The sequence below is a fragment of the Bacillus sp. HMA207 genome (assembly GCF_003402455.1).
Classification (GTDB): domain Bacteria; phylum Bacillota; class Bacilli; order Bacillales; family Bacillaceae_G; genus Bacillus_A; species Bacillus_A cereus.
Window position 1 is genome coordinate 3,050,379 of sequence record NZ_BEZT01000001.1, and the last position, 15,483, is coordinate 3,065,861.

Below are 15,483 nucleotides of genomic sequence, written 5' to 3' on the forward strand. Positions count from 1 at the left end.
GATTCCCCTTATTGTTTTGTAAAAGCTTTTACACCCTATATAACGTCTGAGAAAATTTTTTCTCTCATCTTTTTTATTTTTTGTATGTAATGGAATACTTTCCCTTAGCCATTGTCTCATATAACTATGCGTTCAAAGAAAATTTTCTCAAGTCTGTAATTTAATTCATGTAGTACACTATTTATATAGTCATTTTTTAACTTGGTGTACATTTTATTTCGTTAATCTACTATTTTAATTTAGGAGATGAGATGTGTATGTGTGGAATTACAGGTTGGGTAGATTGGAAGGAAGACCTTTCAAATCAACATGTTATTTTAAAAAAGATGGCAAATAGTATTCAGCATCGTGGTCCAGATGCTGAAGGATTTTGGTTTTCACCTCATGCGGCCTTTGCACACCGGCGTTTAATTGTAATTGATCCAGAAGGCGGTACACAGCCGAAGACATTCCGTGCTGGTGATTATACGTATGCTCTTACTTATAATGGAGAAATTTATAATTTCCGTGAACTTAAAGAGCAGCTTCAAAAATGTGGGCATGCATTTGAAACCCATTCAGATACAGAAGTGTTACTACATGCTTATTTAGAATGGAAAGAAGACTGCGTGCGATATTTAAACGGAATTTTCGCTTTTGCCTTATGGGATGATCAGAAGCAACAATTATTTTTAGCGCGTGATCATTTAGGTGTAAAACCACTCTTTTTTACAGAAAGAAATGGCAGTATTATTTTCGGCTCTGAAATTAAAGCATTATTAGCGCATCCATCTGTCCCTGCTGAACTTGATGCGGGTGGAATAAATGAAATATTTGGATTAGGCTTATTTCGCACTCCAGGATGTGGCGTCTTTAAACATATTCAAGAAGTACGTGCTGGACATTCTATAACATTTACACGTCATAAAAAAGTAGTTACGAAGTATTGGAATTTAGAAAGTAAGTTCCATACAGACTCTATAGAAGATACATCTTCGCATATTTTATCTATTTTACAAGATACAGTAAAAAGACAATTAATTGCCGATGTTCCTCTCGTTTGTATGTTATCAGGCGGATTAGACTCTAGCGGTATTACTGCACTTGCTGGTAAAGAATTTGCTGCTGAAAATAAAACACTTCATACGTATTCTGTTGACTTTGTAAATAGCGCAAAAGATTTCGAACTGACATTTGCTCGCACTGGTTTAGACGCACCTTGGGTAAAACGCGTTTCTGAACATGTCGGGACAGCGCATCATGATATTATTGTGAATGCTGAAGAATTAGCAAATCACTTATTCGTTCCCCTTCATGCAAAAGATTTACCGAGTGCTGGTGAAATGGAAACTTCACTATATTTACTATTTTGCGAAATGAAAAAAGATGCGACCGTAGCTTTATCCGGCGAATCGGCTGATGAAGTATTCGGTGGATATCCTTGGTTTCATCAAGAAGAACTACTATATGTAGATAAGTTTCCTTGGCTAACAAATTGGAAAAATACATCTCCTCTTCTACTAAATGAAGTAAGCAACCAATGTAATTTAGAAGACTATATTGATACACGATTCCAAGAGGCGATACTTGAAGTACCTACCCTTGAAGGCGAAAGTAAAAAATCCGCGAAACAACGTCAAATGTTTTATTTATTTTTAACAAGATTCCTTCCTTTCTTACTTGACCGTAAAGATCGCATGAGTATGGCTGTTGGATTTGAAGTTCGTGTACCGTTTTGTGATTATAGATTAGTTGAATATTTATGGAATGTTCCTTTCAACATAAAAAGTATTGATAATATTGAAAAAGGCATTTTACGTAGAGCACTACAACCAGCTTTACCTGACGATGTACGCAATAGAAGAAAAAGCGCTTATCCAACTTCACAAGATCCACTCTACTTACAAACAATCCGTAATTTAACACTTGATATGTGTAACAATAAAAACAATCCTATTTTCTCACTTATTAACCATTCCATCTTACTTTCAATTGCTGATCAAAGTAATAAAGAGATTAACAATTTTGAAGCAAGAAGTGCCATGGAGTATATGCTACAAGTAAATGAATGGTTAAAAACATATCACATCCATATTGCTTAACAAAAAGGAGTTCAAGGATAAAAACCTTGAACTCCTTTTATATTAATTAGCACATTGTTTATTATCAGTATCAATAGACCATCCAATAATCGTGGCACAGTCTCTACCTTTCCACTGCAGTACATTTGTTAATACAGGCTCAATCTGCAAGCTATTTCCGTCGTGTAATATTTCTACTAAAGATTGATCATCATCAAATCTTCGTTTGTCACACTCTAAAATACCGTCCGTTGCCATTACAATGTGATTCATTCCTTTTTCTAATCCTCTTACACCTGACGTAAAGCAAGGTGTATTTGCTGCAAAAATATTTTTCCTGCCAATATATTCGTAATTTTTCCGTTTATTTAATCGTCCTTTTCCATTTTTCGTTTTCTCAGAATGGAATAAATACGCGAAACAATCACCAACTGATAACCAATATAAAAATTCGCCTTTTCGTAAACAAATTAAGCAAGCGAGTTCCTCATCATCTTGATCACACTTTTTAATAAATAACTCATCTGTAAATAACGCTAATAAGTACATATGTGTATGATGAAAAGCTAAATGTATTGGATATGAGAATAACTCTTTTAGTTTTTCTTTTCTTTCCGAAATCGCTTCTATTATATAATCTATATTTTTTGTTTTGTGATGTGTATCAAAAATCATAACAAATTCAAATTGTAATTCAGGATCCCACCAAGCCAGCACCGCATCTCCTCGTTCATATGCATCACTCTCTTGATTTCCCCCATATACGCCGACTGAAAGAGGACCACATTTTTCAACATGTATTTCATCTACATACATCTGTTCATGACTAATCCATTTGAATGTATTCACAGCTATCATCCTCTCTCTTGCTAAATGTATACCTTTACACATAGATTACCTTATATTTCAATAAAAATAAACTTTTTCAACATTTTTTATCCAAATAAAAGGGTTTTATTTCTAAAATGACGAATATATCTTACTATACGATATAAAAAGGAGATTTATTATTATGAACAACATTAATCAACATTGGGAGAGCATTTATTATCACTTACGATACGAATACGAGGACAACCTTTCCCACCAAGCAATTCGTATTTTACAAATCGTTTCTCGTGAGAAAGATATAACAATTGGAAAAGTCGCTACTGAGCTTAGTCTTTCTCATAACACAGCATCTGAACATATAAAACGCCTTATTCAAAAGGGTTTCATCGTTAAAGAGAGAAATAAAAAAGATGAAAGAGTGGTAAACCTTACATTAACAATTGAAGGAATTGAAGTATTAGAAAAACATACTTTACTAGATAAAGAAAAGATAAAAATATTAGAATCACAGTTATCAAAAGAAGAACAACAATTAATTGAAAAAGCATTTTCCTTATTAGCGAAGGAGGCAAAATATGCATTTCCTCGTTAAAGTAATCGTTTCGGCACTTATTATCGGCGTTATCACTGAAGTCGCTAAACATTACAGTACGATAGGTGGCTTTATTGCTGCCCTTCCTCTCGTGAGTTTACTTAGTCTATTTTGGATTTCATTCGAAGGCGGGAATAAACAAGAATTGAGTCAATTTGCTTTAGGGGTATTATATGGATTCCCCGCATCAGCACTACTATTATTTATTGTCTATATTGGTTTAAAAAATTCATTTACACTTAGTACATCTGTCCTACTCGGTATAGGTGTTTGGTGTATCGTTTTTGCTTGTCAAAAATTATTTCAAGCTTAGGAGGAATTAACATTCATAAATTTGTAGAAATAATGGGGCAAAATATAGAAGTACATATAAAAGGAGATGGTAAACAAACTGTAGTCATTGAAACCGGAATGACTTGCTCATTTTATGATTGGTTTCCTATTATAGAAAAGCTTTCAGAGCACTTTACAGTTGTTTCATACCATCGCCCAGGTTACGGAAAAAGTGATTTAGGCAATCAGCCGCGTACAATAAGGCAAGTTACAAAAGAGCTACATATGTTACTAAACAAACTAGCTATTCAAGAACCATTTATTCTAATCGGTCATTCCTATGGAGGATTATGTGCACAACATTTTGCGATGTTACATGAAGATAAGCTGCAAGCACTTATTTTAGTTGATTCTACTTCGATGAACTTACACCGTTTAGATGAACTTCATTTACCAATTTCTGATCAAACTGATTCTGATGATGTTTGGTTTCACAAATATAATATATATTCCAAAATGGATGTAGACACACTTTATAATGAACTAAAACCTATTCTCACCGATCAATCAAAACAGCAAATTGAATTCTCTACCTCGCCTTCATTATATAAAGCGACAGCTTCTGAACTATCGGCGTGGAAAAACTGTGCTCTCTCACTAAAAGAGCTATGTAAAACATTAGAAATACCATTAATCGTTATCGGTAGAGATCCTCAATATTCTATTACTCAATTTACTAATGGTGGCATGCCAAAAGAGGAAGCAACACAACTTGAAGCAATGTGGCAAGAGCTAATTCACGAACAATTACACCTCTCAACTAACAGCCAATATATTCTTGCCAAACATGCTAGTCACGGTATAGAAAATGATCGACCAGATATTATTATTGAGGCGATTCATTTCTTACAAATAAAAAAAGGAAGCAACTAAAGCTGCTTCCTTACTTATCTATTCATAATCTTCTTCATCATCGATTTCTTCGTAATATGAACTTCCATTACTTACATATATAGGGCCATTCGCAACATCAATACGTAGTACCCACGCCCACGGCACAGCTAAACGTTTATGTATCGCTCGCCAAAAGCTCATTGATTTTCTTTCGTACTCCTGGAACTCCTGAAGTAACTCTTTGTAGGAGGAACCGTCTAACTGAATATTTGCTTCTAACAAACGAGAATGGGCATAGTACTGTAACTCTAGTTCAGCAGCAATTTCCATTTCTTCTTCCGTTGCCATACCAATGATTGTTCCATCTTCTGGTGCAATTTCATATACGTTTTGAACTTCAATAAGCCCTTCTTTCTCTTTCTCAAACATGTAAACAGCCTCCTTTAACATATATTTTTTATGTTACAAAGTCATACTTCTACAATAACTTCTCTCTTTCCTCTTTTTTTGATAAACTTTTACAAAATATTTAACCGATGACCTGTTTTCTCTATTCTTTCAGCAGAAATGAAACGATTTTTATCAAAATTTAATTTATACACATCAGGCATATGAAGTGTTTTCCAAAACTCAAAATCATATTTCGAATTAAAATAATTCATGAGTAATACCATAATATTTCCATGCGTACCTATTACAATATTCTTACCTTCATATTGTTTTAATATATTTTGCATACATATTACAGCGCGCCTTTGTGCGATATCATTCGATTCTCCGCCTTCGTATGCAAAACTCCAATCCTCCCACACATTCTCGATAGCATCATTAAAATTTGATACTGGCTCTGTGCTCAATAATCTTTCACGCAAATCTTCTTCTGTTTGTATTGATAATTTATATGTATTCGCAATTCCTTGTACAGTTTGGATTGCTCTTTTGTACGGACTAGAAATAACAACATCAATATGTTTATCTTTTAATAAATGTGTTACATTCTCTGCATCACAGTGCCCTTTTTCAGATAAAGGTCGTTCCCGTTCTTCTTTTGTATATGTAGAATGGGCATGGCGAACGAAATATATTGTTGTCATTTTTCAACCTCCTTTCTTATTTTCAATTTATATTCAATAATAAGATTGGAAAATCCTGTATTACAAAAGAGCACTTTTCATAAGTGCCCCTTTGTTTACATAATAAAATTATTTCATTATAATTTATTTCTGAATTCCTCACTTATGACAATATCTCGAATAAAGTAATCCATATTACTTAGAAGCTTTTCAAATGCTTTTTCACTCAAATTGTTCATCATAAAGACAATCTCAATCTTATTCCCTTTTTTATCAGTACCATAGAAACTATTTGTTAATACAAATGCCGTAGAACCACCTTTCTGTCCAGCAAATTCGAACATACCCTCTCCTACGGTTCCTTTAAATATATTCTCAATCTCACCTTGCATTTGTGGTGTAAAATAATTTCTGCTATTTATCTTTTCCAGTAAACTCATGTAATCCTTCGCATTTGCACCTATAAACCGATCTGACCAAATACGCTGAAAGTCCATATCGGCTTTTAAAGATATCTCGCGTTTTGTCCATTCTTTCTCGTCTTTCATCCATTCATGTATTTGCCATACATGCTTAACATATTCATCATTAGACATATTACGTAGCTTGTCCAATGCTTTATTTTGAGGAATATGCAGTTCTTTTTCAACATAGCCCCTCATATATAATGCCCCTGTATACGTTGGATAAAATTCATCGTGACTATTTAAGCCTAACTCTTTCAAACTTTCATTTATCCGCGCTGCTCCAAGCTTGTCTAATAAATATGATGCATTCGCATTCGAACTATAATGGATCATTCCTTTCACTACTTCTTCTAAAGAAGTTTGACCACCCTTCACTAACTCTTTAACTTTTACATCATCTAGCCATGCAGGGTGTGCACCACCATCAGTATTTTTCACATAGTATTTTTCTAATTCTATCAATGAAATTTGCTCGTCTTTTCTTATTTTCCCTTCAGCTACTTGCTTAGCATATTCAATTGCTATAACGATTTTCGACATACTTGCTAGCGGTAGTTTTTCTTTTTCATTTATTGATGTCAATGTTTCACCATTTCTTTTAACAATTAAAGAAGTTGTTTTATCATCCTTATGTTCTTTTATGTAATTTAGCACATAATTAGAGTTTTCTTTGGAATTGACATATTCCTTCACTGAAAAGAAAGCTATACAGCCTACTATAGTAATTCCAGCTATAATTCCAACAACTTTTAATCCCCTCATGATACTCCCCCTAAAATAAACATATTATATATTATACTAAATAAATTTCCCTTTTTAAGTAATAATTAGATTATTTATACAAAAATACTTCTTTTCTTAAACAACAAAAAAACATGCCTTCATTAGGAAAGCATGTTTTGTGATATCCTTCACATTGTTTAGTTAAAAAATAAATGTTTACTTACCATGATGTAACATTAAATCACTAAGTTCTTCTTCAATGTGATTTAATTTCGCAACGCCTTCTTTCCATTTATGAATATAACGTGAAACCCCAACAAAAAACAAAACAATAATTGTGGAAAGAATAATACCATATACGATTGCTACAGTACTCATAGTTACACTTCCTTATAATTAGTAATGTGGTTATTAGTTATATTTTTATTATAAACCTTTTTCTTTTAAAATACTTCGATTTCAACTTTTTGTAACAAAATTGATTTTTCTAACATTTTGTTCGTGAAAATGGCATATTTTTCACAAATTATACAAAACTTCACCATATGTACTATTACCATATGAGTTATATTATTAAATAGAATAAAGGGGATGATATACTATGACGACTTGGTTTATTGTAATGTTAGTTGTATTTGGAGCATTTAAAATTATCGTTTCTAGCCTTCCTAACTCTGTTATTGAATCCATTATTAGTCGCTTTGAAACACATCCACAACTCGAAGAAGAGAATGTGACTGTTACAATGAACGGAAATAACTTAGTAGGCGAAAAGAAATCAAAAATTATTCATGATTTTAACGAAGGTTTATTTTTAGATCGCTATTATGCACCACCACATAATGAGGGTACTCCTTTAATTATTAATGCAAAACGTGGCAAAAAAGATTTTACATTTTATATTTATAGTCATGAAGAGCATGTTGATGTTGTAAAACAATATAAAAAGAAGGTAGTTGCTTATAGTTTACGCTCTAAAAACCTTCAAAATAGTGATATGTTCGTGTCAGCTGATTTAGCTTAATACTCATATATAAAAAGGAATCCATGGCATATGGATTCCTTTTTACTATTTACTGAAAAATAAGCTCTGTCTTTAAACTATCTTTCGGTAACAACCAGCCTTTTTTCTCTAAACTCGCTATTAATAATTCCCTTTGCTTTGTCGCAATACTTTCTTCATTTGTTTTAAATGACACTTCTATTACGAAGTCATCTTCTAATTTCCCAGTATTACTTAATGGCCAAATTTCAATATTTGCTTTTATGTTTTCAAAATCTCCTGTATATCGCTTCATTAATGCAGGACCGTAAATACGGGAATTCTTTAACATCTCTTCTCCCCAATTTGTATACAACCATTTGTTCATTTTCCCTGGTAATTTTTCTATTAACATGTTTTGAGCAGCTTTTTCGTTTGGTAAATCAAGTACTTCATATCCTTTCGCACTGTAACTTTTCTTATTTGAAATACTTAACGTTTTCTTCTCAAATCCCCAGTCTATTTCTGCCTCATAATTATCAGTTTTACTATCAAATCCATCTTTTTTAGCCAATTCTAGTGCATCTTGAATTACACCGTTTTGAATAGGGTATCTTTTTTTATATGTTAGCTCAAAATCTTTACTAAATTCTTTCTTTCGTATTCTAGCAAACCAGCCCTCATTACTTAAATTTTTATTTGCCGTATCTAAAAACTGTACTTGTATTCTTTCATAATTTGTACCAGCCTGGAAATGCTCTAGTACATCTTGCTTCATCTCTTTGTTAGGACCTAGTACTTGTTCTGGCTTTAATAATAACTTCACTTCAAAACTAGGTGTCATTGGACTAGTGGCAAATCCTTCCTTAACGTTATAAAGGAAACAACAAAAGAAAACACTTACGAATACAAATACTCTTTTCATATACCTATCCCCTTTACATTTCAAATGACTTCTATACCTTCCATAGTAAGTGAATATACATTTTCATACCCTTCCGTGCTAAGCTTTTTCTGTAATCGATCCGTATCCTCTTTCAATGCGTGTACTAACACCGTATGTTCTGGTGATAATGCATTTAACATCTCTTTTACATCTCTTATACTTTGGTGAACTTTATATGGCACTCGCTTCATCCTACATTCTTTATCTACACGTTCTTTCAAAACTTTTTCTGCAAAACTCCCTTTCGCAATATGCCCAGTAAAAATAACGGCATTCCGTTTTTCATTCCGAAGTTGTTCATAATATAACTGCGCTCGTTTCGTTTGCATATTCGCATCACTCATTACAACTATTCCGTAACTATTTTGCATACTAATATCATTATCCATCACTATTATGTTTCTTTTTAAACTCTCCATAACCCATTTAAGTTCTTCATTATTTTTTATCCAATCTTTATATACGAACATCTCTTCAAACCCAGCCAAAATTTCTTTATCTACTATAAGCGGAAATTCTTTATATCGTTCATATAAATACAATACTATATCTTGTGCCCTACCAAGTTGTGGCAGCGGTAATAATGCTATTCCTTTATTTTGCATAACTCGTTCAATTTCTGCACATAGATCGTCTAATCTTTCATTTTGCGAAACATCCTCTGTGTGATAAGCGGCATCTACAATTGCAACTTTTATATTGTGGCCCAATTTCTCAGGTAAATTAGCTCGTAGTATATTAGACTCTGCTGAATAGTCGCCTGAATAAAATACGTATGTATTACACATATCAACTAAAAACCAAACAGCTCCTAATACATGCCCACTATATCCCCATTGAAACCGCAATGTAGGAGTAATTTGTACCCATTCATTTGGATTGCTAATCTCATCAATACATACATAATTTAAATCTTTTATGTGTTGGTCGCTATAAGGTAAATTCCACCCTTGCATCACATTATAGTTTCTCCATTTTTCATAATATAACGGCAGTTTCTCCTTCGTATAACGAGTCGTCCAAATTTTTTTCTTATATCCATACTTCGCTAATAAAGGTAAACCCATCGTATGATCTTCATGAATATGTGATAAAAATACTGCATCTAAAAACGGTACAACTTCCCTCTCTATTTTTGGATAACTATCCTCATAAGATCGATTAATACCACAATCAAATACTATTTTCGTCTCTTTATTTTTTACAAAATAGCAGGAGCGACCGTACTCTCCTGCTCCTCCCCATACTTCTACCCTCATCATGCTACCCCTTTTCGTTTTTGCTCCATATGCTGCAGAAATAATAAACATAGTGTTGTAAGTCCAACTGAAACGACAGCCATCGCCATTCCAATAGATACTTCTCCTTGTTCAAATTGAGCAAAAATAAATGTTGCTGACGTTTCTACTGATGGAGGTAGTACGAGAAGCGATGCTACTAACTCCCTTATCGAAATTGTAAATGTCATCGCCCATCCGGCAAGAATACCTGGGATAATAAGAGGCAATATTATTTTTCTAAAAATATAAATATAATTTCCAGAAAAAACACTTCCTGCCTGCATGAGAGAATCATCAATTTGTCCGAGTGATGATTTTACATATTGCACCGTGTAAGGTAAAAACAGAACAACATACGTTACGATAACCATGATTGGTGTATTATAAATTGACATAGGCATATATGGTGAATTCCAAAATAGAATAAGACCTACAACCATAACGATTCCTGGTACCATATTCGGTAACATACCGCACATATCAAGCCATTTTTCAGAGGTTTTTTTCCCCTTTCGAATCATAAGTGCCAAAAAGACTCCAATCATTACCGCGATAATCGCTGTTACGAGTGAAAAAAGAAAACTATTCCATAAAGCCTCTAATCCCGGAGATCCTATTGTAAACAATGCCTCATAATGGCTTGTTGTAAAGTTATTTACATGTAAACCGCCGCCTCTTAATTTTGACAAAGAAGCAATAAGTATAGAAAAGTATGGAATTCCAATTGATACGATTAATAAACCAATTACATACATCCATGCTACAACGCGCGTAAATATAGACAAAGTATATCTTTTAGATTTCACACCTTTTCCACTAACCATTGCATATGAATACTTTCGATTCAATACATTTTGCATATACCAAATGAGCATACAAGCACTAAGTAATAAAGAAGATAATGCTGTTGCACTACTAAAATCAATTGGCCAACTCGAAATAAATTTATGGATTTCTGATGTTAACACGTGGAATCCTATTCTACGTCCGAATGTAGCCGGTGTTCCAAATTCAGCAATCGTCTTTACAAAAATGAGTAAAGCACCCATTACATAACTTGATACTAATAACGGCAATATTATTTTTCTTAAACGATAGAAAAAACTTCCGCCATGAACTGCTGCAGCTTCTTCTTTACTACTCCCAATCTGAAGTAACGTGTTTTTCAGCATGAAATAAAGGAATGGGAATAAATGCAGACTCATAATTAAGACCATACCTCCTAAACTAAAAAACGATGATGAAACTGTCTTTAGCATCGGAAAAAATTGTTCAAAATAGCCGTTAGGTTGCATGAACAAAATCCAGCCCATTGATCCAATATACGGCGGTGTCATAAATGGAATCATAAAAACAATATCTAACTTACTATACTTTCCTACATCTGTTTTGCTCATAATAAACGCCAATGGAAATGCAAATATTGTAGCTCCTATTACAACGAGTACACCTAGAAGCATCGAATTCAGAAAAATCCCAGCTAATCCACCACTCTGCATCACTTCAAAAGGCTTTAAAAAATTCCAACTGCTATTTTCATATACACTAGAAAATAAAATAAGAAAAAGTGGAATGACGATTAACATCGCCACAAGTAATAACGCTACCGTCATTCCAACTTGTCTTACTGATACGAATCGATTTACCATGGAATCACCATCTTATTGAAATACTTTCTTAAATTGTTTTCCTATTTCATCTTGCTCTTTCTCAACTGTTTTCCAATCAATATTTAATACTGGAATCTCTTCTACATTTGGTCTATTTTCAGCTTTTATATCTGTTCTACCAGGCAATAAATACGCTTTAGAAACTTGTTTTTGTACATCATCGGATAATAAATAATCAATAAACTCTTTTGCGCCTTCTACATTTTTACTATCCTTCATAATCCCCGCTGCGCGTGGACTAATAACTGTTCCGCTTTTTGGATATACGATATCAACAGGTTCACCCTTTGCTTTTGCGCTGTACGTCATATAATCAACACCCGCAATTACCATATCTTTCGCACCTGTTACAACTGGGTCTAACGCTTCCTGATTTGCTCCTGCTACTGTAACTTCATTTTTCTTAAGCTGCTCAAATAAATTCCATCCATCCTTTCCATTCTTTTTCACATATCCTGTTACAAAATCTAAAGCTGAACCTGAAAGTGCTGGATCTGGAAGATTCACTTTCCCTTTCCATTCTCCTTTCGTTATATCGCTCCAATCTTCAGGCGCTGTCTTCACATTTTTTGTATTGTACACAATCCCTAATGCTGAAGCACTATACCCGAAATAATGTCCTTTATCATCTGACCATTCAGAACGCAGCTTATCAGCTTGTTTCGCCTCTTTATAAGCTAACGTTTGACCCTCTTTCTTTAATCCTTCCATCGCTGGTAAGGAAGCGAGTACGACAACGTCAACGACTGGATTTTTCTTTTCAGCTTCCATTCTCGCTAAAATTTTACCAGTTGTCCCTTGAAACATTTCCACCTTTATACCAGTTTTCTTTTCAAAGTCTTTTTGAATTTTTTCTGCTAATCCTTTTGGCCCTGCACTATATACAACAATTTTCTTTTCATTCGTATTTTTACTTTTTGCATCTGCATTACCTGTCTTTGAACTACAACCCGTTACTACAGTAGAAAATAGTAAAGTACATACAAATAAAGACTTAAGCGAACTGAATTTCTTCATACGATTCTCCCCCTATATGATGAATACATTTTTTTGGTACATATAACGATACTGGTTTCCCGATGCTTAGCTTACTATTGTGATAGGCTGTCCAGATGCCTAAAGTCCCCATATTTACTTTCACTTCATAACGTTCTCCTACATATGTAACGTGCTGAATTTCACCTGTATACATTTCGCACACATCATTTTTTGTCCAACTCACATGCTCTGGACGAATCATTTTTTCACCCTCTACAAGCCAATTCGCCTTACCAACAAATTTGGCAACAAATTCATGAGACGGTTTCACATAAATATCTTCCGGTGTTCCTTTTTGTAATACTTCTCCTTGTTTCATGACAATAATTTGGTCTGACATTGACATTGCTTCTGTTTGATCGTGAGTGACATACAGTGCAGTTAAACCAATGGAATGAACGATATCCATAAGCTCTATTCTCATTTCTTCTCGCAAAATTGCATCGAGTGCACTTAGCGGTTCATCAAACAAAATAAAATGAGGTTTTGTTACAATTGCTCTAGCGAATGCGACACGTTGTTGCTGTCCACCAGAAAGTTCGTGTGGATACCGTTTCTCCATACCTTGCAGGCGAACTCGCTTTATCGCATCTTCTACTTTTTCTCGTAAATGATTCGTTTGCTTTGTAGCCCTTAAACCAAATGCAACATTTTCAAAAACAGTCATGTGCGGCCATAAAGCAAAATCTTGAAATACCATACCGATATTCCGTTCATGAGGAGATGTCTTTATCTTTTTTGTAGCAGAATACATGCACTGGTCTCCAAAATATATTTCTCCTTTATCCGGTTCTTCAAGTCCTGCTATCATTCTAAGCAAAGTCGTTTTCCCACACCCCGAAGGTCCTAAAAGTGTAGTGAATTCCCCTTGTTTCATTACAATCTGCAACGGCTTTAACGCCTGTATTTTTCCAAATGTCTTTTCTAATCCACTAATTGTAATATCCATTGCTTCACCTCTCTCCCCTCATTCTTAACCTGCTTTCATTCTATATGGAAGATTTATACTCAATGTTAATGTACTGTAAAGATTAAATTAAAAAACTTCTAATAAACTATTTATTTCTATAAATTTTTTCTATAGTTAAAATAAAAAAGGCGGCAATTCATAATGAATCTCTTAAAATTAGAAATTGTAGTACTTATTAAGAAATACAAAAAGCTTACAATCGTTGCAGAAAAACTTGGCGTTAAACAACCAACTATTACATTTCATATAAAAAGCTTAGAAGAAGAACTCGGTGTGTCTTTATTTGAATTACGTTCTGGAAGGTATTTCTTAACAGAGGCTGGTGAGGCTTTGCACCATTATGCTTGTAAAATAGATGCGCTTATGAAAGAAGCTAGACGTGTCACGCAAGAGTTTAAAGATTTTCATAAAGGTGCTATAACAATCGGCGCTAGTTATGTACCAGCGACTTATCTTTTGCCAGAAGTCGTTCATCAATTTCAATGCGAATTTCCCAATATAAAAATAACGCTACTAGTGAAAACAGCCCCTGAAATTCGAATGATGCTACAAAATCACGAAATCGATCTTGGGATAATTTCCGCTGCTCCATTTGATGAACCACTTTTAAAACAAACGAATATAATGCCCGATACACTTGTTCTTGCCTTTTCCAAAGAACATCATTTTTCAAAGAAAGACAATGTATCGTTACAAAATATCGAAAAGGAACGCATACTATTGCATCGTAATCCATCTACAACGAGAGATTTACTTACACAATGGACGTTGGCGCACAACATTACATTCCAATCTGAAATTGAATTAGACTCATTGGAAACGATGAAACAAATTTTAAAATATGGTAATGGAATTGCCTTTATTTCTAAACTTGCTATCGAGCAAGAAATACAACGAAATGAGCTATGCTATATACCAATCCCTGAATTTGAATTTCAGCGTAATATTTATACGATTCATCATGAGGACAGATGGAATTCTAAAATCATTTCTTTTTTACTACAAAGCATCACTTCATTTACAACAAAAAATTAAAAGGCTGTCGTTATACACGACAGCCTTTTAAACTATAAATCTATTTATTTTTCTTTGCCTCAATTTTTGCTTGCGCCTCTTCAGCCTTATCTAATGCTTCTGATACTTTCTTCTCTTTTTCTTTCACTTCATCTATACTATCGACAGCTTTAATAAGTTTATCGATTCCTTCTTCTTCTACCTTTCTACGCTTTGCCACTCTTTCATTTACTTTCTCTTCCACATCTTTTGCTTTTTGAAGCATATTCTCTGCATTTGATGTTACAGCTTTTTCAAGTTCATCATCTTTTTTCTTTTGTAACACTTCATTTGCAATGTCTTTCGCTTCTAAATACTTACCGTCTTTTAATGCTGTTGCTCCGTGATCCATTTTCTCAGCAACTTCTTTATATGATTTCGCTTCGTTTCCTGATTTCTCTTTTTCTGCTTTTTCGAACCACATTGTTGCATCACTATACTTTTCATCTTTCAATGATTGCATACCTGTTTCAATATATGTGTCATAATTGCTACATCCAGCCATTACGACTAATAGAAAAAGCATAACAAAACTTAATTTTTTCATGCTGTTGTCTCCTTTTCTTTGCCTGCTCACTATACTGTAACATACATGAAAAAGAGTTTCAAAAACTAAAATACTAATTCGGTC

General features: G+C 33.8%; 18 protein-coding genes. 6 read left to right on the forward strand and 12 right to left on the reverse strand.

Going from position 1 to position 15,483, the window contains the following annotated elements:
* The first annotated feature begins 257 nt into the window (after window positions 1-257).
* Window positions 258-2,081, forward strand: a complete 1,824-nt coding sequence (gene asnB / locus HMAS_RS15675; protein WP_048534373.1) for an asparagine synthase (glutamine-hydrolyzing) — start codon at window positions 258-260, stop codon at window positions 2,079-2,081.
* Between the two features lie 42 nt (window positions 2,082-2,123).
* On the opposite strand, the gene HMAS_RS15680 is transcribed toward asnB, so the two are convergent.
* Complete coding sequence (locus HMAS_RS15680) at window positions 2,124-2,951, reverse strand: protein phosphatase 2C domain-containing protein (protein ID WP_002040904.1); 828 nt, start codon at window positions 2,949-2,951, stop codon at window positions 2,124-2,126.
* A gap of 121 nt (window positions 2,952-3,072) precedes the next feature.
* On the opposite strand from HMAS_RS15680, the gene HMAS_RS15685 reads away from it, so the two are divergent.
* Genes HMAS_RS15685 through HMAS_RS15695 form a run of 3 tightly spaced genes read left to right on the forward strand, consistent with a single transcriptional unit; the run spans window position 3,073 to window position 4,689 of the window.
* Window positions 3,073-3,483, forward strand: a complete 411-nt coding sequence (locus HMAS_RS15685; RefSeq protein ID WP_001059785.1) for a MarR family winged helix-turn-helix transcriptional regulator — start codon at window positions 3,073-3,075, stop codon at window positions 3,481-3,483.
* Window positions 3,467-3,796, forward strand: coding sequence for a DUF3147 family protein (locus tag HMAS_RS15690; RefSeq protein ID WP_000545640.1), 330 nt, complete (start codon window positions 3,467-3,469; stop codon window positions 3,794-3,796). Before HMAS_RS15685 ends, HMAS_RS15690 begins: the two co-directional genes overlap by 17 nt.
* Entirely contained in the window at window positions 3,757-4,689 is a 933-nt protein-coding gene (locus HMAS_RS15695; RefSeq protein ID WP_116344917.1) for an alpha/beta fold hydrolase, read from the forward strand. Before HMAS_RS15690 ends, HMAS_RS15695 begins: the two co-directional genes overlap by 40 nt.
* An 18-nt stretch (window positions 4,690-4,707) precedes the next feature.
* Here HMAS_RS15695 and HMAS_RS15700 read toward each other — a convergent pair whose 3' ends face one another.
* The 5 genes from HMAS_RS15700 to HMAS_RS15720 all read right to left on the reverse strand — a co-directional run bounded on the left by HMAS_RS15700 (window position 4,708) and on the right by HMAS_RS15720 (window position 7,473).
* Window positions 4,708-5,079: a hypothetical protein gene (locus HMAS_RS15700; protein ID WP_000461779.1), complete on the reverse strand. Its 372-nt coding sequence runs from the start codon at window positions 5,077-5,079 to the stop codon at window positions 4,708-4,710.
* Between the two features lie 89 nt (window positions 5,080-5,168).
* Window positions 5,169-5,744, reverse strand: coding sequence for a histidine phosphatase family protein (locus tag HMAS_RS15705; RefSeq protein WP_000208262.1), 576 nt, complete (start codon window positions 5,742-5,744; stop codon window positions 5,169-5,171).
* A 116-nt stretch (window positions 5,745-5,860) separates the two neighbouring features.
* Complete coding sequence (locus HMAS_RS15710) at window positions 5,861-6,952, reverse strand: serine hydrolase (RefSeq protein ID WP_116344918.1); 1,092 nt, start codon at window positions 6,950-6,952, stop codon at window positions 5,861-5,863.
* 177 nt (window positions 6,953-7,129) lie between these two features.
* On the reverse strand, window positions 7,130-7,291 hold the full coding sequence (locus HMAS_RS15715; RefSeq protein ID WP_000108701.1) for a hypothetical protein: 162 nt from the start codon (window positions 7,289-7,291) through the stop codon (window positions 7,130-7,132).
* A 65-nt stretch (window positions 7,292-7,356) separates the two neighbouring features.
* Window positions 7,357-7,473, reverse strand: coding sequence for a hypothetical protein (locus HMAS_RS15720; protein ID WP_012593193.1), 117 nt, complete (start codon window positions 7,471-7,473; stop codon window positions 7,357-7,359).
* 41 nt (window positions 7,474-7,514) lie between these two features.
* On the opposite strand from HMAS_RS15720, the gene HMAS_RS15725 reads away from it, so the two are divergent.
* Window positions 7,515-7,937 (forward strand): YfmQ family protein, encoded by a 423-nt coding sequence (locus HMAS_RS15725; RefSeq protein WP_000214579.1) that lies wholly within the window; start codon window positions 7,515-7,517, stop codon window positions 7,935-7,937.
* A gap of 49 nt (window positions 7,938-7,986) precedes the next feature.
* Here the strand turns inward: HMAS_RS15725 and HMAS_RS15730 are convergent, their stop codons facing one another.
* The 5 genes from HMAS_RS15730 to HMAS_RS15750 are packed head-to-tail and all read right to left on the reverse strand — an operon-like array spanning window position 7,987 to window position 13,778.
* Window positions 7,987-8,820, reverse strand: coding sequence for a hypothetical protein (locus HMAS_RS15730; RefSeq protein ID WP_070179189.1), 834 nt, complete (start codon window positions 8,818-8,820; stop codon window positions 7,987-7,989).
* A gap of 20 nt (window positions 8,821-8,840) precedes the next feature.
* A complete protein-coding gene (locus tag HMAS_RS15735) occupies window positions 8,841-10,103 on the reverse strand; it encodes an MBL fold metallo-hydrolase (RefSeq protein WP_061113453.1) in 1,263 nt (420 codons plus the stop codon).
* Window positions 10,100-11,770: an ABC transporter permease gene (locus HMAS_RS15740; protein ID WP_061113452.1), complete on the reverse strand. Its 1,671-nt coding sequence runs from the start codon at window positions 11,768-11,770 to the stop codon at window positions 10,100-10,102. Before HMAS_RS15740 ends, HMAS_RS15735 begins: the two co-directional genes overlap by 4 nt.
* A gap of 12 nt (window positions 11,771-11,782) precedes the next feature.
* Window positions 11,783-12,808 (reverse strand): ABC transporter substrate-binding protein, encoded by a 1,026-nt coding sequence (locus tag HMAS_RS15745; protein WP_069604197.1) that lies wholly within the window; start codon window positions 12,806-12,808, stop codon window positions 11,783-11,785.
* Window positions 12,786-13,778, reverse strand: a complete 993-nt coding sequence (locus HMAS_RS15750) for an ABC transporter ATP-binding protein (protein ID WP_000355541.1) — start codon at window positions 13,776-13,778, stop codon at window positions 12,786-12,788. The genes HMAS_RS15745 and HMAS_RS15750 overlap by 23 nt, the downstream gene beginning before the upstream one ends.
* 162 nt (window positions 13,779-13,940) lie before the next feature.
* Here HMAS_RS15750 and HMAS_RS15755 point away from each other — a divergent pair, with 162 nt between their 5' ends.
* Window positions 13,941-14,834 (forward strand): LysR family transcriptional regulator, encoded by an 894-nt coding sequence (locus tag HMAS_RS15755; protein ID WP_001050612.1) that lies wholly within the window; start codon window positions 13,941-13,943, stop codon window positions 14,832-14,834.
* A 40-nt stretch (window positions 14,835-14,874) separates the two neighbouring features.
* On the opposite strand, the gene HMAS_RS15760 is transcribed toward HMAS_RS15755, so the two are convergent.
* Window positions 14,875-15,399: a DUF4398 domain-containing protein gene (locus HMAS_RS15760; RefSeq protein WP_000736438.1), complete on the reverse strand. Its 525-nt coding sequence runs from the start codon at window positions 15,397-15,399 to the stop codon at window positions 14,875-14,877.
* Between the last annotated feature and the right edge of the window lie 84 nt (window positions 15,400-15,483).

Coding starts and splice junctions, on each gene's coding strand:
- HMAS_RS15690 (WP_000545640.1), top strand. CDS start 3,467: ATGCATTTCCTCGTTAAAGTAATCGTTTCGGCACTTATTATCGGCGTT.
- HMAS_RS15710 (WP_116344918.1), bottom strand. CDS start 6,952: ATGAGGGGATTAAAAGTTGTTGGAATTATAGCTGGAATTACTATAGTA.
- HMAS_RS15730 (WP_070179189.1), bottom strand. CDS start 8,820: ATGAAAAGAGTATTTGTATTCGTAAGTGTTTTCTTTTGTTGTTTCCTT.
- HMAS_RS15705 (WP_000208262.1), bottom strand. CDS start 5,744: ATGACAACAATATATTTCGTTCGCCATGCCCATTCTACATATACAAAA.
- HMAS_RS15740 (WP_061113452.1), bottom strand. CDS start 11,770: ATGGTAAATCGATTCGTATCAGTAAGACAAGTTGGAATGACGGTAGCG.
- HMAS_RS15680 (WP_002040904.1), bottom strand. CDS start 2,951: ATGTGTAAAGGTATACATTTAGCAAGAGAGAGGATGATAGCTGTGAAT.
- HMAS_RS15755 (WP_001050612.1), top strand. CDS start 13,941: ATGAATCTCTTAAAATTAGAAATTGTAGTACTTATTAAGAAATACAAA.
- HMAS_RS15715 (WP_000108701.1), bottom strand. CDS start 7,291: ATGAGTACTGTAGCAATCGTATATGGTATTATTCTTTCCACAATTATT.
- HMAS_RS15720 (WP_012593193.1), bottom strand. CDS start 7,473: ATGGTAATAGTACATATGGTGAAGTTTTGTATAATTTGTGAAAAATAT.
- HMAS_RS15725 (WP_000214579.1), top strand. CDS start 7,515: ATGACGACTTGGTTTATTGTAATGTTAGTTGTATTTGGAGCATTTAAA.
- HMAS_RS15685 (WP_001059785.1), top strand. CDS start 3,073: ATGAACAACATTAATCAACATTGGGAGAGCATTTATTATCACTTACGA.
- HMAS_RS15735 (WP_061113453.1), bottom strand. CDS start 10,103: ATGATGAGGGTAGAAGTATGGGGAGGAGCAGGAGAGTACGGTCGCTCC.
- HMAS_RS15750 (WP_000355541.1), bottom strand. CDS start 13,778: ATGGATATTACAATTAGTGGATTAGAAAAGACATTTGGAAAAATACAG.
- HMAS_RS15700 (WP_000461779.1), bottom strand. CDS start 5,079: ATGTTTGAGAAAGAGAAAGAAGGGCTTATTGAAGTTCAAAACGTATAT.
- HMAS_RS15760 (WP_000736438.1), bottom strand. CDS start 15,399: ATGAAAAAATTAAGTTTTGTTATGCTTTTTCTATTAGTCGTAATGGCT.
- asnB (WP_048534373.1), top strand. CDS start 258: ATGTGTGGAATTACAGGTTGGGTAGATTGGAAGGAAGACCTTTCAAAT.
- HMAS_RS15745 (WP_069604197.1), bottom strand. CDS start 12,808: ATGAAGAAATTCAGTTCGCTTAAGTCTTTATTTGTATGTACTTTACTA.